Genomic DNA, 23,359 nt, shown 5'->3' on the forward strand with positions numbered 1-23,359 from the left:
TGTACCATTTTCGCGTCCGATTCATCCGATTCGCCAGCCCTTTCCCATGAGCTGCCTGTGCCCTTCCTGTATTCATGATTCAGGGACGGATGTGACACCTTTCCACTGCGGAAACGCACTTTGTTTCCATCCTGAGACGGAAATCACGAGAGCGGGTGCATGCGCAATGAGGAGTTTCCTGAAGCCGGCCGCCGGGCTCGTCTGCCTGATGACTCTGGCCTGTGCGGGGTGCTCTTCGGGCGGTGACGACGGCTCCGACACGGCGACTTCGGAGCCCTCGCAGGCCGGCTCGACCCCCTCACCGACCGAGACGGCGTCGTCCACCTCGTACGCCCCGTACGTGAGCGCCACCACCGCCTCCGACACGGACTCCACCGGGTCCCCGACGACGTACAACCTGGCTTTCGTGATCTCCGACGGCAGCGACTGCACGCCGAAGTGGAACGGCACGACCGCCATCGACGACTCGGCCGTGAAGTCCCGGATCTCCGCCCTCACCGAGTCCGGCGCGAGCGTGCGGGTCTCCTTCGGCGGGGCGTCCGGCACGGAGCTCGCCGAGACCTGCGACAGCGCGTCCGAGCTGGCCGCGGCCTACGGTGCCGCGCTCGACGCCGCCGGTTCGACACAGGCGGACTTCGACGTCGAGGGCGACGCGCTGACCGACTCCGCCTCGGTCGCGCTGCGCTCCGAGGCGATCGCGCTGCTCCAGAAGGACCGCACCGACCTCAAGGTCTCCTTCACGCTGCCCGTCATGCCGTCCGGCCTCGACGCCGACAGCCTGGCGCTGCTGGAGTCCGCCAACGACAACTCCGTGGCGGTCTCCACCGTCAACATCATGACCATGAACTACGGCAGTTCGTACGACGGTGACATGGGCGACTACGCGATCGCCTCCGCAAAGGCCGCGCACACCCAGCTGGAGGACGTCTTCGGGCTCTCCTCCGAGAGCGCCTGGCAGGGCCTCGCCCTCACCTCGATGATCGGCGTCAACGACGTCGACAACGAGACGTTCACGCTCTCCGACGCGGCGCAGGTCCGCACGTTCGCGGAGGAACAGGGGGTCGCCTGGGTCTCACTGTGGTCGACCTTCCGCGACCAGCAGTGTGAGGACGACACCGCGAACGACGACGCGGCCACGGATTGCAGTGGGGTCGAGCAGAGCGCGGGGGCGTTCGCGGAGGCGCTGGCCGGATGACTTGAGGCCCGGACGAATCGGGCCCCAGATGATTCAACGGCGCCGGTGCACCAGGCGCCCCGCGCACACGGTGGCGATGCACGCCCCGTCCGCGTCGAAGACCGCGAGGTCGGCACGTTCCGTGTCGGCGATCGCGGTCTTCTTCGTACGCGGGAGTACGGCGACGTCGTTGCGGGAGGCTGCGGCGCGCAGGCCGGGCTCGCCGGCGTGCTCCTCCAGTACGGCGGTGGCGCCCGACTTCAGTACGGCGTGGACGCGTTCACGGGGTGACGGTGCCTCGGGCAGCGGCCCCTCGTGGACGAGGGCCGGCCCGAGGACCCCGGGCCAGCGCCGGACCCGCGCCCCCGGGAACCGCTCGCGGAGCTCGTCGAGCGGCCCGACTCCCGCGACCCGGTCGCCCTCGACGACGACTCCGGCGTCCTTGAGCGGTTCGGCATCCCACGTGCGCCGCACCTCGTCGGCGGCGTGAATCGTCAGCACAGCGAGGTCAGTTCGACGCGAGCAGCTTCAGCTCGGGGTGGGCCGTGCCGCCCTCGATCGCCGTGGACGAGATGTGCGACATGACCCGCTCGTCGACGGGGTCGTTCGCCGGGTCGTCGTGGACGACGATGTGCTCGTACGTCGTGGTCCGCTGGGCGGGCACCCGCCCGGCCTTGCGGATCAGGTCGATGATCTCCATGCGATTGGAGCGGTGCTTGGCCCCGGCAGAGGAGACGACGTTCTCCTCCAGCATGATCGAGCCGAGGTCGTCCGCGCCGTAGTGCAGGGAGAGTTGGCCCGCTTCCTTGCCGGTGGTGAGCCACGAGCCCTGGATGTGGGCGATGTTGTCCATGAAGAGCCGGGCGATCGCGATCATTCGCAGGTACTCGAAGATCGTGGCGTGGGTGCGGCCCTTGAGGTGGTTGTTCTCGGGCTGGTAGGTGTACGGGATGAAGGCGCGGAAGCCGCCCGTCCGGTCCTGTACGTCACGGATCATCCGCAGGTGCTCGATGCGCTCGGCGTTGGTCTCGCCGGTGCCCATCAGCATCGTGGACGTCGACTCGACGCCCAGCCCGTGCGCGATCTCCATGATCTCCAGCCAGCGCTCGCCGCTCTCCTTCAGCGGGGCGATGGCCTTGCGCGGCCGCGCGGGCAGCAGCTCGGCACCGGCCCCGGCGAAGGAGTCGAGGCCCGCGGCGTGGATCCGCGCGATGGCCTCTTCCGCCGACACCTTGGAGATACGGGCCATGTGCTCGACCTCGGACGCGCCGAGGGAGTGGATGACCAGCTGCGGGTACGCGGCCTTGATCGCGGCGAAGTGCTCCTCGTAGTACTCGACGCCGAAGTCCGGGTGGTGCCCGCCCTGGAACATGATCTGCGTACCGCCCAGCTCGACGGTCTCCGCGCAGCGGCGCAGGATGTCGTCGAGGTCGCGCGTCCAGCCCTTGGCGGTGTCCTTGGGGGGCGCGTAGAAGGCGCAGAACTTGCACGCCGTGACGCACACGTTCGTGTAGTTGATGTTGCGCTCGATGATGTACGTCGCGATGTGCTCGGTGCCCGCGTACCGCTGCTTGCGTACGGCGTCGGCGGCGACGCCCAGCGCGTGCAGCGGGGCGTCCCGGTAGAGGTCGAGCGCCTCTTCCGGGGTGATCCGCCCACCCTCGGCGGCACGGTCGAGGACGGACTGAAGGTCGGCCTTCTCGGTCACCGGGAGTGTCCCTTTCATCAGGGTGTGGACAGACCCGGCCAGCCTACGCCAGCCATGTGACAGGCCCGACGTCAGGCCGCGTACGCCCCGACCAGCAGCCCGGCGTACGCCCCCGCGATCAGAAACGGCCCGAACGGGATCGACGACTTCCGCCCGGCGCGCCGGATCACGACAAGTCCGGCCCCGTACAGCGCCCCGAGCAGGAAACCGGCGAAGGTCCCCAGGAACACCACGCTCCACCCGTACCAGCCGAGCACCGCCCCGAGCCCGAGCGCGAGCTTCACGTCCCCGAACCCCATCCCGTTCGGGTTGATGAGGAAGAGCACGAAGTACCCGCCCCCGAGCGCGAGCGCCCCGAACAGCGCCGTCAGCCAGTCCCCCGCGTGCTCGGGAACGGCCGCGGCCACCCCGAGCAGCACCAGGGCCGCCGCCGCGAGCGACAGGGTCAGCACGTCCGGCAGCCGCTGCACCTTGAAGTCCACCACCGCCAACAGCACCGCGAGGGGCGCGAGCAGCAGCCAGACACCGAGTTCGGGCCGGGTGCCGGTGGCGAGGGCGAGGACGGCACAGAGGAGGGCGGTGGCCAGGGAGACGAGGGGGGTGCTGGGGCCGTACGAGGGCCCGCTCGCGGAGGCTGCCCCGGTGCTGCCGGGCGCCACCCCCGCCGTACAGTCGCCGCACCTCGCGAGGCCGAGCCAGCCTCTCGCGGTGCCCGTGATCGGGTGCCCGGTGGGGCAGCTGTCCCGCCATGTCTCGTCCGGGTCGACTGCGAAGCGGTACGCGGCCTGGGGTACCAGCAGGCCCGCCGCCGCGCCCCACAGGGCGGCGACGGCGGTCAGCAGCAGGTCGCTCATCCCACCGCTGCCACGCCGCTGCGCCAGGTCGGCAGCAGTTCGTCGAGGAGCGCCTCGGTACGAGGCGGCACCCCGCGCGCGCCGCTGCGGGAGACGAGGTCGGCGGCGAGGCGCTGCAGGCGGTCGGTGTCGCCGGTCGCGTGCGTCGCGCGCAGCAGCTCGTTCCAGAGCCGCTCGTCGGCGGGGGCGGAGTTGAGGGAGGCGTTGAGGGCCTCGATGGCCTTCTCCGCGCGCCCCTTCTCCAGGTGGAACGCGGAGAGCGCGAGCCCGATGTCCGCGACGAGCAGCGGGAGTTGGGCGTCGATGATCTCGTGGGTGAGCCAGCCGTACCGGCCCTGCGGACGGTCGGCGAGCAGCGGACCGCGTACCAGCACGAGCGCGTCCGTGAGCAGCCGCCCGCGCACCGCACGGCTGTTGACGCCCTGCCCCTGGGTCGCCTCGTGGTACAGCGACCGCAGCACATCCAGATCGGAGACGACCGACTTGGCGAGCGTGAGCCGCCCGCTCGCGTCGGTGCCGAGCCGCGGCGTGCCGTCCGGGTCGCCGCCCAGCCAGGCCCGCAGCCGCTCGACGAGCGCGTCACGTACGTCGTCGGTGACCCCGCGCGGCCACAGCGCGGAGGACAGCACCCGCGGGTGCACACCCTCGCGGTGCAGCAGCAGCAGCGCCAACGCCTCGTGCATCAGCGGGCTGCGCTCACCGTCGGGCGTCTCGAGACCGATGATCTCGTACGGGCCCACGAGCCGCGCGTACACGGCCGGCCGGCCCTGCTCGCTGATGTCGACGAGGAACGGCGGCGTCGCGGTGTTGGTGCTCGCCCGCTCGGGGTCCGCCTCGACGAACAGCTCGACGACCGCCTGCTGCAGGGCCAACGGCAGTGTCTGCGCGTCGAGTTCGAGCCCGAGCAGCGGAGCGAGCAGTTTGCCCTCGCCGGTGATCTCCATCTCCCAGGCGGCGCCGGGCAGGTCACCGCTCTCGGTACCGACGAGGTATCCGATGCCCAACCGGCTGGCGTCGGCGGCGAGTTCGGCGAGCTTGACCGCGTCCTCGCCCTGCGGCTCGGCCGCGAGCAGCACCAGGTGCGGGGCCCAACGGGTGTGCTGGGCGGGGCCCGTACGCCCGGTGAGGACGGAGTCCTGCCCGGCGGCGCCCAGCGCACCGCGCCGCTGCCGGGTCTCCGCCTCCATGGTCTCCACCAGCGCCTCGATGTCGTCGAGGTGGCGCAGCCGGTTGGGCGCGAGCGGCGTGAGGTCCTGCCCGAATCCGACGAGCGTGATCGTCATGCGGTCGGACCAGCCGTTGGTGGCCAACTCGGCGGCGACGGAGGCGAAGACACCGGCGCGGTCGCGCTCACTGCCGCTCAGGGAAACGATGCCCGGGACGGACTCGAGGTTGAGCAGCAGCCGGGAGTCGTCCATGGTGCCGAGGCTGACGAGGCCCGGGTAGGGAGCGGCGGTGTCGACATCCTCGTAACTCTCCGCGTCGGTCCGCGCGAGCATCCAGAACGTCTGGTCCTGGCCGAGCTGCCACGGCGCGGGCGGCTTTCCGGCCGGCTGGGCGAGCTGGAGGTGCAGATCGCCGTTGCCGCTGAGCCAGGCCGCGTAGACGGTCGGCAGCGGCCGCGACTCGGCGGCGAGTGCCGCCGCGAGCCCGCGCAGCGACAGGTCGAGCAGCCGTACGCCCTCGGGGTCGGCCCCCACGAGCAGCGCGTCCTGCGCGTCCGCGGCGGTGCCGGTCGGGATCGGCGGCTCCATACCGCGCCGCCCGCCGACGGCACCGAGCGCCGACTGCCACAGCGCCTGACGGCGGCGGCGCCCGAGAGCGCCGAGCAGTCCTGCGGCCAACAAGGGCGCGCCGACGAGGGCTTCGGGCAGCCCGAAGGAGAAGCCGCTCTCCTCGGAAGAGGCCCCCGAGGCATGCGGCGCCTGCGCCTGCTGATCGCGCGCGCCGCTCCCGTCGCTGTCGGGCCGCTGCTGGGGCACGCTGATGTGCGCGGTGTCCCGGTCGCCGGCGCCCGCGCCCTGCTGACCGCCGCTGCCCTGCTCACCGCCACTGCCCTGCTGCTGGTCGCCGGTCTTGGCGTACTCGTGGATCTGCCGCTGAACCTGCTCCGAGGCCTTGGGCGCCTCGTCGGGCATCTCGACGAGGTCGCCGCCGCGGGCGTCCGCGGGCATCTCGAGGATCCAGCCGGGCCGGATCAGACTGGCTTCCGAAAGCTTCGAACCGTCGGGCTGCGTACGGTCCTTGTTGAGCTGGTAGATCTCCTTGTACCGGCGCCCGTCGCCGAGGTGCCGCTCGGCGACCTCCCACAGCGAGTCGTGGTGTCGCCCCTCTGGCGGCTGAATCCGGTAGTACTTGGTGGCGCCTTCCTCGGCCGTGCTCCCGCTCCCGCTTTCGGCGTGCGACGCGGCGTTGGCGGCCTGCTCGGCGATGGCGGCGGCCGCGTTCGAGGCGGCCTGCTCCTGCTGCTGCCCGAACAGCCCGCCCGGCGTCTGCTGCGCGGCGGCGACGGTCCCCCGCTGGTTCCCCTCGATGCTGTGCCCGAGCTGCGAGAGCCCCGGCGTGAAGCTGGCCGCGGTGGCGCCGACGAGCAGCAGCGCGGCGACGAGCTGCCGCGCCAGCAACTGGCTGGGCCCGGCGCCGGGGACCCGGTTCGGCATCCCCACGCCCGACAGCGCGGCCTTTATCTCGACGAGCACACAGGCGGTGAACTGGGCCCAGGCGAACCAGACGAGGACGGTCAGCACGTTGATGAACGTGTCGACGGTGATCTCCTGCTGCAGCCAGTCCAGCGACGGCGCTCCGGTCGGCAGCGGCCACCCGATCTGCGTCGCCAGCGCACCGGGCACCCCGACGAGCAGCACGACCAGAGCGAGAAACGCCCCGAACGCCTTCAGGAAGTCCCCGAACGTCCGACGACGCCGGGGCAGGGGCTGCGGCGTCCGATTCCTCGGACCCGGCGGGCTTCCCGTGGAGCTTGAGGTGGTGCGTCGGGCCATGTCGGGTGTCCTGGGGTCGTGTGTGGAGTGGTGGGGAAAGGGGGGTGTGCTGAGCCTACTGAGAGTCTAAGGAGGGTGTCGAAGGTCAGACAGGGGGCACCGGCCGCCACCGCGCCCGGTTCCTCACCTTCCGCCCCCTAAGCCTGAGTTGCCCACCCCGTTGCCGCCCTCGCGACGCCCGGGCCCCACGAACATTCGCAGTCGTCACGTCACACTTCTCACAGTCCCCACACAATCCCCCGTTGCCACCCCAAAGCCCTCTACTTGCCGCTGATAGCTTCGTTCTCTGCTGCACATACGCCTTACCACAGGGGGAAAACGATCGTGGCCCGCCGCAACTTGACCACCGCCGCCGTCGCGTTCGCCGCGAGCGCGGCACTGCTGCTCACCGCTTGCGGCGGAAGCGACGACTCGTCCTCGGACGACATCAAGGGGGCGGACTCGGGGTCGAGCAGCCCGTCGGCCTCGGTCTCCGCCTCGGCCGCGTCGGACGCGGACCGCCCGGACATCGAACTCCCCGACAGTTTCCAGGCGGACTTCGAGGGCTGGACGAACGGCGACCCCGAGCTCCAGACCGCCCTCGACGACGGCAAGGAGCGGCTCCGGGCCTCGTACGCCGCGATCATCGACGGCGATCCCGAGGCGAGCTATCTCGCGTACTACAGCGACACATCGGCGCTGAGCACCGGTTCCGCGTGGGTCAAGGGCTACAAGGGTCTGACGATCATCGGCGAGGTCAAGGCCTACGACCCCGAGATCAGCTACCTCGGAGACGCGAAGTCACGCGCCACGCTCTTCTACTGCGTCGACGAGAGCAAGGGCTTCAGCAAGGACCTCAAGACGGGTGAGACCGCCGGAACCCCCGCGGGCGAGTCCCCGAAGGTGCAGTACCGGACGAGCCTCGGGAAGCAGGCGAACGGCGTCTGGAAGACCCTGACGGTCGAGACGGAGCCGGGAGGCTGCTGACGATGGGAACGAACCGCAGGGTCCTCGGAAACCTTCTCGCCCCACTGGTACTCGCGATCGCTCTGACTCCGTCCCCGGCTCTCGCCCTCGGCACCCCGGGGCACGAGGGCGAGGCGGGTGGCGGCGCCGACGACAAGACGCTGTACGCCTCCGCCACCCACTCCCGGATCAAGGTCACCTACGTGAAGGGCAGCGGCAGCGGCAAGAAGGGCAACCTCGGCTCGGTCGACCCCAATTGGGAGTCCCCCGCCTGCTGGTACGAGCCCGTCTTCACCCCCGAGCGACTCAGGACGTTCGTCGACGAGTCGGACGGCAACGGAGACGTCGGCATCCACCAGTCGTGGTTCGGCAAGGGGCTGTGGACCGACCACTACCAGCACGGCAAGCCCGAAACGAACATGGACGAGAACGTGACGTCCGCGCCGGGCTACGAGAACTACAACATCGGCAAGGACGGCTACTTCTGGCGGAGCGTCGCCCCCGACGACACCGACCCCAGGTCCTGGGACTGCGGCCTCATCATGTTCTGGCAGGACGCGGGCCAGATCCCGAAGGTCCCCCACGCCCCCACCGCCGAGACCCTCGCCGAGTACGCCTACGACAAGGTCGAGGTCCCCGACACCGAGATCGAGCTGAAGCCGGCCACCAAGTCCACGGTGAACCTGCCCACTTGGGTGTGGCTGGACCAGGGCACCTTCCAGGAGGTCAAGGTCCGCGCGGAACTCCCCAACACCGGCCTGTGGGCGGAGACGACCGCCAAGCCGGTCGCCCTCCACCTGGAGCCGGGCACGGCCGACGCGACCACCTACCCCGCCTCCGGCGACTGCGAGATCAACGCCGACGGCTCCATCGGCACCCCGTACACGACGGGCGACGCCGGCAAGACCCCACCCTGCGGCCTGACTTACCTCCGCGCCACGAACGGAAAGCCGTACCAGCTGAAGGCCTCCATCACCTGGCAGATCACCTGGCAGGGAACGGGCGGCACCGGCGGCGACCTCCCCGACGGCACCTTCGAGACGACCCAGGACATGAACGTCCAGGAGATCCAGTCGGTCAACCGCTGACCGGGCGACTGTTCACAGGCGGTGTGTGTGCCACGTACATTCCTGTGACACTGCACTGACGACGACACTTGGGGGGACCTGCCATGGGCAACGGCAAGAGCGACCTCGCGCTCCCGTTGAGCGAGCTGGAGGAGTACGGCGGGCGGCTGCGGTCCATCAAGACCCGTATGAACCGCACCAAGAAGCTCTTCGAGTCCTACAAGGACGACCTCGGCGACAACACCGTCTACGACGCCCTCGACGACTTCGAGTCCGGCTGGGAGGACGGCCGCGAGGACATCACCCAGGCCCTCGACGCCCTCGCCGACATGTCCGACGCCGTCGTCCGCGAGTTCAAGAAGCTCGACGACCAGCTCGCCAAGGACGTGTCGGAGGGTGTGAAGCAGGAGGACGGCGGGGCCGGCAAGTAGGCCTCCGCCCGGAGCCAGGCGCTCGGAGCCCAGGGCGCCGCCTCAGCCCACCTCGTTCTCCGCGACCGCCTGTCCATGGACGACCACATCGCCGTCGTAGAACATCCCGGTGAAGATCGGGGAGTAGGTGAGCCGGACCTCGACCTCGACCTGGTCGGCGTTGGCGGCGACGCAGTGGGTTGCCGCTATGTCGGCGCCGGACATGCCCATTTCGCGGGCGAAGGCCTTTACACGGGCGCCGCAGTTCTCGAAGTTGATGGGTGCGGGGCCGCCCTCGTTGTCGTACAGGGCTTCCTTGTCGATGTCCTGGGCGGCGTAGCGCGCGGCCTGTTCGGCTATGTCGGCGGCGCGTTCGCGCTTGGAGATGGACATGCCGCCGTCGATGACGAAGGCCGAGAGGGAGAGGAAGACGAGCGCGAAGATGATGACCGCGCCGGCGCCCGAGCCCTGGTCGTCCAGCAGTTCTCGCCGGGCGTCGAGCCAGTTCCGTACAGCCGGAGGAAGTGTCACGCCGTCCTCCGGAACGGGTCGAGGGGCGAGCTGAAGGTGGCTGTCAGCGTCGTCGGTACGTCGAGGCCGAGCATCGCCAGACCTCGCACCTCGCAGCTCACCTCGACGGTGAAGATGGTGTCGGGCTCGAAGCCCGCGCTGGTCTGGGTCACGGTCACCGGGCCCGAGCAGACGTCATCGAGATCCGCTTCGGCCGCCTTCCTCGCCTCGGCCATGGCCGTGGCGTGGTCCTTCTGGATCGATCCGGCGCGCGCGGCATCCCGTGCGGCGCCGTCCAACGCTCCGCGCCCGTCCACCAGTTGACCGAAGGCCACCAGGACGAGGATGAAGAGGATCATCACGGGAGCGAGGATCACCACCTCGATCGTGGACAGTCCCCGGTCACGCCCCGCGGCCACCCGCGCGCATACGAAGGCGACGAGAGCCGAACTCACGGGTTCTCCCCCTCCTGTACGAACCTCTCCACCGGCCCCGAGGACTGCGCATGCACCGTCAGGTCGAACCCGGGGAACACCGTGGGCACCTTCGCCGTGATCTCCACCCCGACCGTGTTCGGCTCCGGCTGGAGCATCGTCACGTTCGGGGACAGCACGAGCTGCGGGCCGAGCTGCTGGATGTAGCTGTCGACGACGTCGCGGGCCTCGCCGCGCCATGCGCCGGGCTGCTCGTCGGCCGTGGCGCGGGCCTTGCGCGCGCCCGCCTGGGCCGCCGCCTGGGCCACGTGATCCGCGAAGAAGTACAGCGCGAACTGCACCGTCGCGAAGATCATGAAGAACAGCACCGGCGTGAGCAGCACGAACTCGATCGCGGTCATGCCGGAGTCACCGCGGGTGGAGGCGGCACCTCTGGCGGCCTCCACCCTGCGGTGGACCCAGCGACGTACGCGCACCAGTAACCCCGTAGTTGTAGAAGAAATAAGGTCAGCGGTCGGACGTCAGCAGGTGCTGCCCGCGTCCGCGCCCTTGATGCAGTCGCCGACCTTGTTGGCGCCCTCGCTCAGCGCGGCGTTGATGATCGCGGCGACCACGCCGACGATCGCGACGACGACCGCCGAGATGATGACCCATTCCACCGCGGACGCACCACGGTCGAGTTCGCCGGAGCGGGCACGCTGCACCCGGCCCTGGAGGAAGGTGATCAGGAAGTCCACCCCCGGGATCCCGGTGCTGAAGTTCCGTCCGTTCATGGTGAGTTGTCCTCTCGAGTTCAAGCGGTAGGGAATGCGGGAATGGACGTCAGACCTGGAACACACGCATCGCGGCCGGGAAGATCAGGAAGACCAGGAACCCGGCGCACAGCAGCAGTTGCGCCACGAGCATCGACTGCGACTTCTCGCCCGCGCTGCCCTCGATGTCGGAGAGTTCGCGGTGCCGCATCGTCTCGGCGCGTGAGGCCAGCGAGTCACGCACCTTCGCGCCGTCGTCCGCGACCAGCGCAAGCGAGGCGGACAGATCCTTCAGTTCCTCGACGCCCAGCTCCTCGCCGAGCGAACCGAGGGCCTGCCACTGGCTGATGCCGGTGATCCGGGCGTCGGCCAGTGCGCTGCGGATGCGGCGCGTCGCCCAGCCGTCGGAGATCTCGGCGGCGGCCATCAGCGCCTCGGGGAGACCCCGGCCGCCGGCCAGGCTCATCGACACCAGGTCCAGATACGCGCCGATCACCCGCCGCAGGTCACGCCGCTTGTCGGCCGCGTCCCGCCGTACTTCCAGATCCGGGAGGAAGAAGAAGACGGCGGCGAAGAGCAGGGCCAGCCAGACCGGGATGATCGGGCTGCGGCTGAACCCGATCGTCCAGACGACGGCGAAGATGAGCGGGCCGAAGAAGACTCCCCCGGCGGCGAGCAGCACCTTCGTGGCGAGGAAGTTCTCCCAACTCCGTTCCAGGACAGCCAGGTCGGCACGGAGAGAGCGCTGTTCCCAGCCCTGCTGCATATAGAACTCGGACACCCGGGCGCCCACTTGGGCCCGCAGGCTGCCGAGCCGCCCGGCGTCGTCCTTGCTGCCGCCGTGGTGTGCGGACTCGTACGCCGCTCCCCGCGCCCGCATCGCGTCGATGCGCGCGACCTGGGCGACAGCGCTGCGCTTGGACGGCATGAGGGCGCGTACGAGGGCAAAGATGCCCAGGCCCAGGACGGCACCGATCACGATCGGCATGGTCAGGTTCATCGCCGTACCCCCTCGTCCGGAAGGGACTGAGCAGCGGACTGGGCCGGGGACTGCCCGGCGGTCTGACCGGGAGTCTGTCCGCCGGGCTGGGCAGGCGTACGAGGACGTACGAACTGCACCGACGCCTCGTCGCGCACCAGGAACCGGTCCGGCGTCTCGATCGTCGACAGCTTGCGCAGCCACCAGAAGCCGAGCGCGAACAGGCCGCAGACACAGGCGAGTACGACCTGCCCGACCGCCGTGCCGTACGGCTCGACGAAGTCACGGTTGAAGATGGAGAGACCGAGTACGAAGGCGATCGACACGGCCACGACGATCTGCACCGAACGACGGGTCGACGCGCGCTGCGCCATCACCCGCTGCCGCATGTCGACCTCTTCGCGCGCCGACTTGGCCAGCGCGCCCAGGACTTGGCGCAGACCCGGTCCGCGCAGCTTCGCGTTGAGGATGAGCGCGGCGACGATGATGTCCGCGGACGCGTCGTTGATCTCGTCGGCGAGGTGCTGCAGGGCTTCGGGAAGCGGCGTACGGGAGCGAAGGCGGTCGACCATCGCTTCCAGGTGCGGCCGCAGTACGGGTGCCGCCGCGCGAGCCGCGGACGGGATCGCCTGCTCCAGGCCGACCGCGCCCGCGATCGTGTCGCGCAGTGACTCGGTCCAGGACGCGAGGGCCTCCACGCGGCGCATGGCGGCCTTCTCCTCCCCGGCACCGCCGAAGAGCTTGTCCCAGAAGAAGACGAGGACTGCGGCCGCGATTCCGGCGACGGCCCAGCGGGTGAGGAGGAGGACGACAAGGCCGACGATGGCGGCGATCGAACCGCGCTGTCCGGCGAACCGGATCAACTCGCTCGCCCGTTCACTCGCCTTCTGTTTCTCGTGCTCGGGCTTGACGGGAAGTCCGCGTACGGCCACGGCGAACAGCGCGAGGCCGCCGCCGACGGCGATCCCGGACACGAGCGCGTACAGGACGGTCGTGGAGAACAGCCCGCCCATGGAACCGAGCGAGTCGAGCGCGGCGAGTGAGGTGGTGTCCTGGGTCATGGTCATCCCCAACTCCCGCTGCCCGGAAGCCGATAGCCCTGCGCGATGAGGTCGTCGAGGCACGCTATGGGCGCGTGCGGGACGATCCGGCCGTCCGGGGCCTCGGCGAACACCTCGCTGGACAGCACGCGTCCGTCGACGCCGTTGACCTCGCGGACGGAGGTCACCATGCGCTGGAGGCGGCCGCCGGTCTCGTAGTCGTTGCGCCGCTGGATGAAGACGACGAAGTTCACCGCGCCCGCGATGAGCATCTGGCTGGCCTCGATCGGCAGCCCTTCCTTGGCCTGGAGGGCGTACGTGGAGATGCGGTTGAAGACCTCGCTGGAGCTGTTCGCGTGGATCGTGGACAGCGAACCGTCGTTGCCCTGCGACATCGCGTTGAGCATCGTCACGATCTCGTCGCCGAGGACCTCACCGACGATGACGCGTGAGGGGTTCATACGCAGCGACCGCCGCACCAACTCGGCCATGGAGATGGTGCCTTGGCCCTCGGAGTTGGGGAGGCGCTCTTCGAAGGCCACCACATTGGGGTGGAGCTCGGCGAAGGTGTCGAGCCCAAGTTCCAGGGCGCGTTCGACGGTGATGAGGCGCTCGTGCGGCGGGATCTCGTTGGCGAGAGCGCGCAGGAGGGTCGTCTTACCGGAGTTCGTGGCGCCCGCGATCATGATGTTCTTGCGCGCGCGGACCGCGCACGCGAGGAAGTGCGCGACCTCGGGCGAGATCGTCCCGTTGCCGACCAGGTCGGACACGAACACCTTGCCCATGCGCGCGCGACGGATGGACAGCGCGGGCCGACGCGTCACGTCCATGACGGCGGACAGTCGCGAACCGTCCGGAAGCCGCAGGTCGAGCTGGGGGTTGGCGGAGTCGAAGGGCCGGGAGGAGAGACCGGAGTACGCACCGAGGATCTGGATGAGCTCGACCAGCTCGTCGTCGCTCTCGGCGACGGGGTCGCCCTTGACCTCGCTGCCGTCCGCGTAACCGACGAAGACCTGGTCGAACCCGTTGATGTCGATGTTCTCGACCTCGGGGTTGTCGAGCAGCGGCTGCAGGCGCCCGACGCCGAAGAGCGCGGCGTGCACGGCGGCCGCGTACTGCTCCTCGGTCTCGGCGTCGAGGGGCGTACGGCCGAGGTTGATCTCGGTGCGCGCGTAGTCCTCGAGTATCTGAGCGATGACGGCGCGCGCGTAGTGCCGTTCGTCCTCGTTGGACATCGGCGTGACGCCGCGGACCTGGTCCTCGCGGCGCTGTTCGGAGATACGGTCACCGGCGTCCTGCCGGAACCGCTTGACCAGCTGGTGGTCGACGGCGGTCATCGGCCGGCTCCGGCGGCGGGCTGTCCGTGCGGTCCGGGGACCTGGCCGTGCGCGGGTACGGCCCAGGCGGCGCCGTACTGCTGGTACAGGTCCGCGGTGACCTTGCGGGCAGAGCGGATGAGCAGCGACTTGTCGAGCCGCCCGCGCTTGCGCCCGGCCAACTGGTCGGCGCCGGAGGGGTCTTCGGCCAGCGTCCCGACGACCCGTGCACCGGTCTGCGCCGCTACGAGCATGTCGTTGACCTGGTGGACGAGCTTGGCGGAGTCGCTCGGATCGGCGATCAGGATGACGCCGATGAGGGGGTTGGCGAGGGTGGCGGCGCCGCGCTGGCCGCCGTGCAGCTTGGCGGAGAGGGCCGCGGCCCGGTCCCGGACACGCGCGATCGCCTCCGGCTCCGTCCGCGACAGCAGCAGTACGAGGGCGGCGTGCGGGAAGAGTTCGACGGCGGGGGTGTCCCCGCTGATCCGGCCGCAGTCGGCGATGACGTCGGCGGGCGCGTGCGGGGAGTCGGCGAGCTGCGCGAAGGCGCGGCCCAGGGTGGGCCACAGTCCGGCGAGCCCGGCGGCCTGCTCGGCGACACCGAGCCCGACGAGGACTTCGAGCCCGCCGCTCAACGGCTGCACGTGGTCCCAGAGTTGATCCGGTACGAGGCCGCGGCGGGCCGTCGCCGCTATCGACAGCATGCCGGTGTTGGGGTTGAGCGGCCCACCGTGCGCGGCGGCGCTGCGGTACACGAGGTCGCCGCCGGCGGGGTCCGTCTCGGCGAGCAGGACCCGGCGGGGCCAGACGGCCGACAGGGCTACCGCGGCAGTGGTGACTCCGGGGGAACCCTTGTCGGCGGCGAGGGCGATGAGCGCCATGTCTCTTAACTCACTCGCCTTTAGTTGCCGGGGATGAGAACGAGGGCGACTTCGCCGGCTGCGGAGGCCTGAGTGACGGCGGCGGCGTCTGCGCTGTCCACGGTGAGGGTTACCGGGAGGTTGGTGCTGCTGATGGTGCTGTCCGACTCGTACTTGACCTTGCTGATCTCAGCCCTGTCGACGATCAGCGTGTTTCCGGCGCCTGTCGTGCTCGACGAGCTGTCGGTGGTGCCGCTGTCGCTGCCGACGCGGTAGACGGCCACGGTGTCACCCGCCTTGATGCCGTCGGGGTAGGTGCCTTCCTTGAGGGCGACGCCTACGGAGGCCTTGCCTGCGGGGATGGACTCGCCCACGGCGAACATCTGGCCCATGACGACCGTGTCCTTGTAGATCGTGGACTTGGCCTTGAGCTTCTTGAGGGCGTTCAGCTGGGACCACTCGACATAGTTGATACCGGTGTCTGCCGCGACCATGACCGAGGTCGTGTTGGTGCTGTTGACGGACTCCCCGGCCTCGATCTGCTGCGTCACCTTGATGACCTCGATACGGTCCCCGGCACGCAGCACCAGCATGGTCGCGCCCAGCGCGCCCACCAGGATCAGGAGCACCGCGAGAGCGGCAAGCGCGGGTTTGCGCTCGCGAGGCGGCGCGGGAAGGCGCTCGCCCATCGCCGGCTGAACCGGCGCCGCAGAACGGTGGTTGCCCGCCCCCGTACGCTCTTGGATCTTCACGCAACCGCTCCCCGTACACCCAAGGTGATTTCTACCAATTTCCGCGCCAACTGGGGCACTCCACCCCGGTCCGCCCTTGCCGGACGTACCGCCCGACCTGGCCAAATAGCCAGCGCTGAAGCGAGTGTCAAGCCATGGCACCGTATCAGCCGCACATAGGCCCCTCAAGGCGCGTTACAGCTCGCGGACCTCAGGGGGCTCGGCGTTATACAGCTGCAATGAGGGGCAGGACACGCCTTGTTGAGCACGGGGATCCGGGAGGCGGGGATGCTGTGCGGCAGCGAATTCGCTGCCGTGCTGCCGCGGGGGGATCGTTACGGGGTGTGCACGAGGCCTGCACGAGGTGCTCACGGGCGGGTCGGCGGGGCGGGGTGATCTTTCAGCCATGAGGGTGAGGAACGGGCCCCGGGGACCCTTCTCGTGCGCGGGACGGTCCCCGGCAGCCGACGAGTTCGCCTCAGGAAACGGCCGTGAGCAGGTTCTTCTCCAGGATCACCGGCAGCGACAGAGTCCGGTAGCCCACCGAGGCGAACAGAACGGTGATCCGGCTCTCCTCGCCGCTGAGGACTTCGCCGTCACCCCACTGGGGGTGGTGGACCCTGGTGCCCGGCGGAAACGGGTGGTCGCGGCGCGTGGGTGAGGCGGTCCGGGGATGGTGCAGGCCCGGGACGCCGCCGGCGCCCGTGGGCCGCTGCTCGCACCTGTCGCAGTTGCCGCAGGGGCCGGGCAGCCGCTCGCCGAAGTAGCCGAGCAGGAACCGCCGTCGGCAGCCGGTGGTCTCGGCCAGGCCGCGCATCATGTCGACCCGGGAGCGTTCCATGCTCTCGTGGGCGATGCCCAACTCCACCGCCCGCGCGGCGACTTCATCGGCGTCGGCCCCGGGCACCGTGGCCACCTTTCCGCGCTCGGTGGTGAGGGCTCCGGCGCTCTCCAGGAGGTTGAGGACGGCGGTCAGCCTGCCGGCGGACAGGCCGGTCTCCTGCTGGAGTTCCGTCGGTGTCACCGCGGTCGCGTGGTCCCGCACCCGGCGGGCGACGTCCGCGATGGTGTCCGCGTCCGGGCGGCCGGTGGAGAAGAACTTCTGGAGGCCCAGATCCTCCGTGCGGTAGTGCAGGATCGCCCTGGAGGCCGCGCCGTCCCGGCCCGCCCGGCCTATCTCCTGGTAGTAGGCGTCGAGCGACCCCGGCACCGAGGCGTGCAGCACGAACCGTACGTCGGGCTTGTCGATGCCCATGCCGAACGCCGACGTGGCCACCACGACGTCCAACTCCCCGCCGAGAAAGCGGTCATGGACCACGCTGCGGTCGGCCGACCGGCTGCCCGCGTGGTAGGCGGCGGCGCTCAGGCCGAGTTCGCCCAGCTCGGCGGCGTACGCATCGGCGTCCTTGCGGGTGGCGACGTACACGATGCCCGGCTTGGGCTCGGCCGCCGCCCGCTCCACCACAGCTCGCCGCTTCGCCGAGTCGTCCTGGAAACGGATGACCTCCAGGCGGATGTTGGGCCGGTCGAACCCGGCCACCACTTCGCGGACCTTGCGCATGCCGAGCTGTTCGACGATGTCGGCGCGCACCGGCGCCGCGGCGCTGGCGGTGAGGGCGAGGATCGGAGGACGCCCGATGCTCTCCGCCGCCTGCCGGAGCCTCAGGTAGTCCGGGCGGAAGTCGTGGCCCCAGGAGGACACGCACTGCGCCTCGTCCACGACGAAGAGAGACGGTCTCAGCGCGGACAGCCGCTCGACCACGTCCTGCTTGGCCAGTTGCTCCGGGGCCAGGAACAGGAACCGGGCCGTTCCGTCACTCACGCTTTCCCATGCCTGCTGGTTCTGAGCCTTGGACATGGACGAGTTGACCGCGACGGCGGCGGTCCGGCCGCTGTTCCGCAGCAGTCCGGCGATCTGGTCCCGCTGGAGAGCGATCAGCGGTGACACGACGAGCGTCGGCCCGGCGAGCAGCATGCCCGGCACCTGGTACACCGCCGATTTGCCCGAGCCGGTAGGCATCACCACCATGGCGTCCCGACGGCCCATGACCGCTTTCATCGCGGTGAGCTGGCCGGGACGCAACGAGTCCCATCCGAAGACCTCCCGCGCGGCTCTGCGGAGACGGCGGGCGACGAACAGGCTGATCGGCAAAGGGACTCCCGGAGCAGTTGTGCGCGGCCGGGACGGAACCGGACGGGCGGTGGTGGGTCTAGTGCCCGCCCCGGCCGGAAGCAGTCCGCCGTCGCCCGGCCAGAAGCCCGCCGGGGCTACTCCGGCTACTCCGCGAACCGGAACGTCGACGTGATCGCGTCGAAGATGTCGAAGAAGGAGTCCGCGAGATCCAGGACCTGGCTGCTCCCGGCGACGAGGGCGACCTTGCCCTCCTGGCCCGGCACGGGGATGAAGGTTTGCATGAGTACCGCGCGGATGGTGCGGTTCAGCGCGTCGTCGGGTACGACGATGTCCTCGATGCCGTACGTCCGCGCGGCGGGACCAACGCCGGGGATGTCGACGGTGGTGACCTTGCGCCAGGCGTCGCCCTCCTTCTTGGCCTCGCGCACGGAGAGCTGGCCGGCCATCGTCTGGGGGTCGGTGGAGAGAGGCTCGCCGGTCTGTGAACGGCCGCCGACGATCGAGACGGTGACCGAGCCGGTGATCGGGGTGTCACCGCCGAAGGCTTCTGCCATGCAACCGCAGTACAGGGCACCGGACTTCCAGGCGTCGGCCGCGGCCTTCTGGAGGAACGCGGCATACGTGTCGCGGTACTTGGCCAACTCCGGGTGCTGCTCCACCCGTTCGTTCACCATCCGCCGGATGGAGTCGTCACGCGACTCGGGCCGCACGTCGAACTCCCACCACGACTCCGGCACCTTGATCCGAAAGCCGCCGCGCTCGATGGTGAGCGTCTCCATGTAGCGGGCCATGGTGTGTTCCCCTTTCCGTTCCTCTACCCCTGCGTGCGCGCGTACCCCTGCGTACGCCTGCTCGCCTGTTCGACTCGGGTCAGCCTACGAGGTGGCGGTGCCGGGCCCCGGTGCGGGCGCCCTCGACACGGCGCCGACGGAGGCGCCGAAGAGGACCGTCGCCTCGATCCGGTGAATTGCGACGGAAATGGGCCCGGCCGACGCTTCATGCCCCTTGGGTGAAGATCCACGACACCCGAGGCGAGCGGAACAGCGAATGCCGGAGCCACCAGCCCCTTACACGATCGAAGTCGAGCCGGAGGTGCGCGCCTGGCTGGAAACTCTCGCGTTGCAGGACCACCGTGCCGTCGAGCGCTTTGCAGATCGGCTCGCGGCCGAGGGTCCGGCGCTGCCTTTTCCCCTGGCCAGTCATCTGGGCGACGGTCTTCGGGAGTTGCGTATCGGCGCAATCCGGGTGACGTACTGGCTGGCTCCTGGAAGGAGAGCGGTGCTGCTCACCGTGTTCCGCAAGACAAGGATGCGTGAGACCGACGAGGTCCTGAAGGCACATCGGGCTCGGAAGCGGTGCGAGTCCGAGCACCCTCCGGCCAGTGAGCACGACGTCTACAGTAGAGGCGAGGAGGCCTGATGAGCAGCGGATACCACACCAGCTGGAAGGTCCCGCCGGAGCACCGCGAAGACCCGGAGTACCGCGCCGCGGGACGGCGGATGGACTTCGCCCAGGCGGTCTACGACCGGCGTGCCGCCCTGGGCTGGAGCACGGCCGAGCTGGCTCGCCGGGCAGATATGTCCGAGGAGGACATCGAGTCCATCGAGGAGAGCGGTGTCGATCCGACTCTTGAGTTGATCGAGCGACTTGCCGCCGCCCTTGAATCGGGTGCACGGATCGACCCGCGTACGACCCCCGAGTTCCGTTTCGAGGGCCACGCGGCCTGAGACCCCCACTCGCGACGACCTGGTACGAGCGAACCCTCCGCACTGCTCGCGCGAGCCCCACCCTGTCCTCACTCCCCGCGTCTGCGGCCTGATCCGCCGGACAGGTCTAGTGCCCGCCCGCCGAGCCGTCCACCTCTCCCCGGCCCTCCCAAGGCCGAGCAAGCCCCACCAGTGCGACTCCCGCCCCCGCAACTGCAATCAGCATGATGAGCGCCATCGGCAGCGAGCTGTCCTCGCCGAACAGGCCGACGAGTGGGGAGGCGAGCGCGCCGAACAGGAACTGGCAGCCGCCGAGGAGTGCGGAGGCGGCGCCCGGGGCGGTGCGGCCCAGGGTCTGGCCGAGGCTCATGGTCGACGGGAAGACCATGCCGATGCCCGTCATGGTCACGAACAGCGTGGCCCAGGTGCCCGCGAGGGTCTCGCCGGCGGTGGTGACCAGGACGACCTGGGCGAGTGTTCCGAGCGCGGCCGTGCAGACGCCCGCCGTGAGGAGGGTGTTCAGGCGTACGCCGCGCGCCGCCAGCTTGGCGAAGAGGGCACCGGCGATGAGCATGCCGACGGCGTTGGAGGCGAAGATCAGCGAGTAGGTCGTCGACGAGACCCCGTGCAGGTTCTCGAAGACGAAACTCGATCCGCTGATGTACGCGAACATCGCCGCCGAGCAGAGGGCCAGGACAAGGACGTACCCCAGGAAGGTCCGGCGGCCGAACAGTTCCCCCATCGCACGGAAGGTGCTCGCGAGGCCGCCGGCCTGCCGACGCTCGGGCGGCAGTGTCTCCGGCACCTTCCGCAGTACGGCGAGCAGCATCGCGCCGCCCATGACGGTGAGCGCGACGAACACCGCGCGCCAGGTGGATACGGAGAGGATCGCGCCGCCGAGTACCGGTCCGGCGATGGGCGCCACGCCGAGGATCTGCGAGAGCAGCGCGAAGTAGCGGGGGATGTCCGCGCCGTGGAAGCGGTCCGTGAGCACCGCTCGCGCCAGGACCATGCCCGCCGCTCCCGCGACGCCCTGCAGGAAGCGGGTGCCGGTCAGGACGGTGACGTTCGGGGCGATGGCGCAGGCGAGGGAGAAGACGGCGAAGCCCGCGGTGCCCGATATGAGGAGCGTGCGGCGTCCGAGGCCGTCACTGATCGGGCCGATCAGCAGCTGTCCGACCACGAGCCCGGCCAGGAACGCGGTCATCGTCAGCTGCACGGCCGAACTGCTCGCGTGCAGCGAGTCGCCCATCGAGGGGAAGCCGGGGACGTACATGTCGGTGGCGAGGGGAGCGACGGCGGTGAGCGCCGCGAGGACCGCCACGAGGAGCGCGGCCTCGCGTTTCGACGGCTCGGCGTGGATGCGCGTGTCAGCGTGAGTGTCGGCGTCGTGGGGGACAGCGTTCTGACCGGGGGACGGGGCTACCATGGACTTAAAGGTAACCGATGGTTCACCGGTTAACGAATTTCACCGGTAAAACAACTGGCCAACAAAGGGCGATCCGCATGTCACTCTCGACCACCGACGTCCGCGCCCAGTGGGCCGCGCACAACCCGGGCCTCGACACGTCCCCGATGGAACTCATCGTCCTGCTCAAGCGCGTCACCGCGATGCTCGACCGCGCCATCGAGCCCCTCTACGACGGTGCCCCGCTCACCCCACCGGAAGTCGACATGCTCATCCCGCTCCGCCACGCGACCGAACCGGCCATCGCCCGCCGCCTCGCCCAGACGATGGGCCTCTCCCGCGCAGGCGTCAGCAAAACCCTCGCCAAACTGGAAAAGCGCGGCTTCATCCAACGAACCCCCAACCCCGCCGACCGGCGCACGGCGCTGGTCACCATCACAACGGCGGGCGCGGAGGCCGTGGACGGCTTGTTCCCGCGCCAACTCGCCGCGGAGGTTGAGCTGTTGGCGGGACTCGGGGAGGACCGGACGTGGGTCATGGGGGCGTTGGAGCGGTTGGCCGGGGTGATGGAGGGGCATTTGGGGCGGGGCTGAGCCGTTGCTCCGGGGGCCGTGGGTGGAGTCAATCGGGCGGCGCGAGCTGGGCCATTGGCCGGCTCGAAGACCCGACCTCGCCGCCCCCGGCTTCCTCTCCCTGCCCCGCCCCTCCTCCCTCCCCGGGTCGCTTCCTCAGCGATTCAGGTCCATGACCCCGACTCCGAGGCCCTCGTAAGCCTCGGGCGCAACGGTGGCGACGAGCGCTCCCTCGGGAAGCATCTGATTCGGCCGCGCGGCGTGCACAGCTGCGCCGACACCGAAGGAAACGCCGTCGCGGCACAGTTCAGCGATGGTCACAGCCATCGCGTAGTCATCGTCGATCAGGTGCATCACGTCCACCAGCACACCGACATGACCAACAATCCCCGCACGCTCCCGCTCCGCCTCCAGCAGACACAGGACCGGCACCCACAGGCGCACATCCCCGCTGGCCGCTGCCGCATGAACGAGACCGGAGACCTGCTTATTGCCTCCCAGGGCGAGGAGAGTCGGAGCATCCAGGACGTAGTGCTCGGTCTCGCTCAACGGGACGACTCCGTCTCGGCGAGGGCGGCCCGATGCGCGGCGGTGGCCTCACGCATCTTGCGGCGCATCTCGGCGGACTCCTCGTCCGTCACGTAGTGCCCGAACCGCTCAGAGAGAAGGGAACGCGTGCGATCGGCCCGTTCCCTGATCTGATCCGGCGTGAGCGTCTGAGCCGCTATCTCCTGCATGAGAGCCCGCAGGCTGGTGCCACGCGCTTCGGCCACGGCGGCGAGCTGGTCACGGACTTCGGCGGGGACACGGATCATGACGTCAGACATGCGGCGAGTATACGTGGCGTATACGCCGGGCACTGCAGAACCGTGCGGACAACCACGTCGACCTCCGGGCCTGAACCGACGGGCCGGCCGGGACACGCGGCATGAGACACCTGGCCCCGGACACCGTGGAGGGCGTCCGGGGCCAGGTGATCGTGTTCAGCAGACGTACGGCGTCGGCGACAGCCTCGGCGGGCTACTTTCCGGCGAACGTCCAGATGTACGGCTCGCCGTCCTCCTCCGCCCAGTGGACCTCCACGGACTTCGCGTTCGCGGGGATCAGGTAGGACTCGCACAGGACATGGCTCTCGCCCTGCTTCCAGCCCTCGATGTCGTACGGGTCCTCGCAGCCGGCCGCGTCGTCGGAGGCCCCGATCAGCAGCGCACCGCGCTGTCCGTCGGCGTAGATCTCGGTTTCATCGTTCGCATCGGACGAATCCGTGAGGGCCGCGCCGACCTTGTGCGTGAACTTCACGTGCGCGACGGCGAGCACCATCCCCTTGGCCTCCGCCGGGTCCTGCACCAGCTTCTGCGCCTCGGCCTCCGTACCGAGGTCGACCTTCTGCGCCGTGATGTCGTACGTGACCTCGGCGTCGCCTTCCATGACCTTCCCCGTGGCGCTCTCACCGGTGCCGAGCTCGCCACCGGAGGCCGCCTCGGACGGAGACGGAGACGCCTCGGCCGCCGACTGCTGCGGCTTCGCGTCCGCGTCGTCACCCCCGCCACCGCAAGCGGTCAGCGAGAGAGCGAGTACGGCAACGGGCGCGGCGACTCGCAGCGCGGTCTTCCTGTAAAGCAAAGAAACTCCTGGTAGACGTGTTCCCCCGAGTGATCCGCCAGGCTAAAGCGCCGAGTCGTGGCGCAACGCGGCAAAGAACGTTTCACCCACACGACTCCACAGCATCCGCATGCCGCGACCGCACAGCCTCCATTACC

General features: G+C 69.7%; 26 protein-coding genes. 7 read left to right on the forward strand and 19 right to left on the reverse strand.

Features of this window, described 5'->3' with window-relative positions; all coding sequences use genetic code 11:
- The first annotated feature begins 166 nt into the window (after positions 1-166).
- Complete coding sequence (locus OG266_RS18255) at positions 167-1,195, forward strand: chitinase (RefSeq protein ID WP_371546909.1); 1,029 nt, start codon at positions 167-169, stop codon at positions 1,193-1,195.
- Positions 1,196-1,228: 33 nt separating this feature from the next.
- Here OG266_RS18255 and OG266_RS18260 read toward each other — a convergent pair whose 3' ends face one another.
- The 4 genes from OG266_RS18260 to OG266_RS18275 all read right to left on the reverse strand — a co-directional run bounded on the left by OG266_RS18260 (position 1,229) and on the right by OG266_RS18275 (position 6,735).
- On the reverse strand, positions 1,229-1,675 hold the full coding sequence (locus tag OG266_RS18260) for a hypothetical protein (protein WP_371546911.1): 447 nt from the start codon (positions 1,673-1,675) through the stop codon (positions 1,229-1,231).
- Between the two features lie 7 nt (positions 1,676-1,682).
- Complete coding sequence (gene mqnC / locus OG266_RS18265) at positions 1,683-2,882, reverse strand: cyclic dehypoxanthinyl futalosine synthase (protein WP_371546913.1); 1,200 nt, start codon at positions 2,880-2,882, stop codon at positions 1,683-1,685.
- 71 nt (positions 2,883-2,953) lie between these two features.
- Positions 2,954-3,736 (reverse strand): prepilin peptidase, encoded by a 783-nt coding sequence (locus OG266_RS18270; protein WP_371546916.1) that lies wholly within the window; start codon positions 3,734-3,736, stop codon positions 2,954-2,956.
- Positions 3,733-6,735, reverse strand: coding sequence for a BTAD domain-containing putative transcriptional regulator (locus OG266_RS18275; RefSeq protein ID WP_371546919.1), 3,003 nt, complete (start codon positions 6,733-6,735; stop codon positions 3,733-3,735). The genes OG266_RS18270 and OG266_RS18275 overlap by 4 nt, the downstream gene beginning before the upstream one ends.
- 324 nt (positions 6,736-7,059) lie before the next feature.
- Between OG266_RS18275 and OG266_RS18280 the strand changes: the two genes are divergently transcribed.
- The 3 genes from OG266_RS18280 (at position 7,060) to OG266_RS18290 (ending at position 9,178) form a co-directional block, all read left to right on the forward strand.
- The gene (locus OG266_RS18280; protein WP_371546921.1) at positions 7,060-7,701 is read left to right on the forward strand and encodes a hypothetical protein; all 642 of its coding nucleotides are present in this window, start codon (positions 7,060-7,062) and stop codon (positions 7,699-7,701) included.
- 2 nt (positions 7,702-7,703) lie between these two features.
- Complete coding sequence (locus tag OG266_RS18285; RefSeq protein ID WP_371546924.1) at positions 7,704-8,768, forward strand: hypothetical protein; 1,065 nt, start codon at positions 7,704-7,706, stop codon at positions 8,766-8,768.
- 83 nt (positions 8,769-8,851) lie between these two features.
- A complete protein-coding gene (locus tag OG266_RS18290) occupies positions 8,852-9,178 on the forward strand; it encodes a hypothetical protein (protein WP_266456423.1) in 327 nt (108 codons plus the stop codon).
- A 42-nt stretch (positions 9,179-9,220) separates the two neighbouring features.
- Here OG266_RS18290 and OG266_RS18295 read toward each other — a convergent pair whose 3' ends face one another.
- From OG266_RS18295 to OG266_RS18345, 11 genes are all read right to left on the reverse strand, one after another.
- Positions 9,221-9,688: a Tad domain-containing protein gene (locus OG266_RS18295; RefSeq protein WP_266456426.1), complete on the reverse strand. Its 468-nt coding sequence runs from the start codon at positions 9,686-9,688 to the stop codon at positions 9,221-9,223.
- Entirely contained in the window at positions 9,685-10,122 is a 438-nt protein-coding gene (locus OG266_RS18300; RefSeq protein WP_371546928.1) for a TadE/TadG family type IV pilus assembly protein, read from the reverse strand. Before OG266_RS18300 ends, OG266_RS18295 begins: the two co-directional genes overlap by 4 nt.
- Positions 10,119-10,502 (reverse strand): TadE family protein, encoded by a 384-nt coding sequence (locus OG266_RS18305; RefSeq protein ID WP_266456431.1) that lies wholly within the window; start codon positions 10,500-10,502, stop codon positions 10,119-10,121. Before OG266_RS18305 ends, OG266_RS18300 begins: the two co-directional genes overlap by 4 nt.
- A 120-nt stretch (positions 10,503-10,622) precedes the next feature.
- Positions 10,623-10,874 (reverse strand): hypothetical protein, encoded by a 252-nt coding sequence (locus OG266_RS18310; RefSeq protein WP_266456433.1) that lies wholly within the window; start codon positions 10,872-10,874, stop codon positions 10,623-10,625.
- Between the two features lie 49 nt (positions 10,875-10,923).
- Entirely contained in the window at positions 10,924-11,853 is a 930-nt protein-coding gene (locus tag OG266_RS18315) for a type II secretion system F family protein (protein ID WP_266456435.1), read from the reverse strand.
- On the reverse strand, positions 11,850-12,845 hold the full coding sequence (locus tag OG266_RS18320; RefSeq protein WP_371552849.1) for a type II secretion system F family protein: 996 nt from the start codon (positions 12,843-12,845) through the stop codon (positions 11,850-11,852). The genes OG266_RS18315 and OG266_RS18320 overlap by 4 nt, the downstream gene beginning before the upstream one ends.
- A gap of 50 nt (positions 12,846-12,895) precedes the next feature.
- Complete coding sequence (locus tag OG266_RS18325) at positions 12,896-14,209, reverse strand: CpaF family protein (RefSeq protein WP_266456436.1); 1,314 nt, start codon at positions 14,207-14,209, stop codon at positions 12,896-12,898.
- On the reverse strand, positions 14,206-15,069 hold the full coding sequence (locus OG266_RS18330; RefSeq protein ID WP_266456438.1) for a hypothetical protein: 864 nt from the start codon (positions 15,067-15,069) through the stop codon (positions 14,206-14,208). The genes OG266_RS18325 and OG266_RS18330 overlap by 4 nt, the downstream gene beginning before the upstream one ends.
- 20 nt (positions 15,070-15,089) lie before the next feature.
- Positions 15,090-15,800, reverse strand: a complete 711-nt coding sequence (locus OG266_RS18335) for a hypothetical protein (protein WP_371546933.1) — start codon at positions 15,798-15,800, stop codon at positions 15,090-15,092.
- Between the two features lie 457 nt (positions 15,801-16,257).
- Positions 16,258-17,925, reverse strand: a complete 1,668-nt coding sequence (locus tag OG266_RS18340) for a RecQ family ATP-dependent DNA helicase (protein ID WP_371552851.1) — start codon at positions 17,923-17,925, stop codon at positions 16,258-16,260.
- Positions 17,926-18,056: 131 nt separating this feature from the next.
- Entirely contained in the window at positions 18,057-18,704 is a 648-nt protein-coding gene (locus OG266_RS18345; RefSeq protein ID WP_329546069.1) for a hypothetical protein, read from the reverse strand.
- 256 nt (positions 18,705-18,960) lie between these two features.
- On the opposite strand from OG266_RS18345, the gene OG266_RS18350 reads away from it, so the two are divergent.
- Positions 18,961-19,332 (forward strand): type II toxin-antitoxin system RelE/ParE family toxin, encoded by a 372-nt coding sequence (locus OG266_RS18350; protein WP_371546935.1) that lies wholly within the window; start codon positions 18,961-18,963, stop codon positions 19,330-19,332.
- Positions 19,332-19,640 (forward strand): helix-turn-helix domain-containing protein, encoded by a 309-nt coding sequence (locus tag OG266_RS18355; RefSeq protein ID WP_371546937.1) that lies wholly within the window; start codon positions 19,332-19,334, stop codon positions 19,638-19,640. Before OG266_RS18350 ends, OG266_RS18355 begins: the two co-directional genes overlap by 1 nt.
- A 106-nt stretch (positions 19,641-19,746) precedes the next feature.
- Here the strand turns inward: OG266_RS18355 and OG266_RS18360 are convergent, their stop codons facing one another.
- Complete coding sequence (locus OG266_RS18360) at positions 19,747-21,048, reverse strand: multidrug effflux MFS transporter (RefSeq protein ID WP_371546939.1); 1,302 nt, start codon at positions 21,046-21,048, stop codon at positions 19,747-19,749.
- A gap of 77 nt (positions 21,049-21,125) precedes the next feature.
- Here OG266_RS18360 and OG266_RS18365 point away from each other — a divergent pair, with 77 nt between their 5' ends.
- Positions 21,126-21,620 carry a MarR family winged helix-turn-helix transcriptional regulator gene (locus tag OG266_RS18365; protein WP_371546943.1) on the forward strand — a complete coding sequence of 165 codons (495 nt, stop codon included), beginning with the start codon at positions 21,126-21,128 and terminating at the stop codon, positions 21,618-21,620.
- Between the two features lie 135 nt (positions 21,621-21,755).
- Here the strand turns inward: OG266_RS18365 and OG266_RS18370 are convergent, their stop codons facing one another.
- The 3 genes from OG266_RS18370 to OG266_RS18380 all read right to left on the reverse strand — a co-directional run bounded on the left by OG266_RS18370 (position 21,756) and on the right by OG266_RS18380 (position 23,222).
- Positions 21,756-22,148 (reverse strand): hypothetical protein, encoded by a 393-nt coding sequence (locus OG266_RS18370; RefSeq protein WP_329546072.1) that lies wholly within the window; start codon positions 22,146-22,148, stop codon positions 21,756-21,758.
- Positions 22,145-22,426, reverse strand: a complete 282-nt coding sequence (locus OG266_RS18375) for an Arc family DNA-binding protein (protein WP_266456465.1) — start codon at positions 22,424-22,426, stop codon at positions 22,145-22,147. The genes OG266_RS18370 and OG266_RS18375 overlap by 4 nt, the downstream gene beginning before the upstream one ends.
- A gap of 193 nt (positions 22,427-22,619) precedes the next feature.
- A complete protein-coding gene (locus OG266_RS18380; RefSeq protein WP_371546947.1) occupies positions 22,620-23,222 on the reverse strand; it encodes a hypothetical protein in 603 nt (200 codons plus the stop codon).
- Between the last annotated feature and the right edge of the window lie 137 nt (positions 23,223-23,359).

Origin of the sequence: Streptomyces sp. NBC_00554 (genome assembly GCF_041431135.1) — a bacterium.
Classification (GTDB): domain Bacteria; phylum Actinomycetota; class Actinomycetes; order Streptomycetales; family Streptomycetaceae; genus Streptomyces.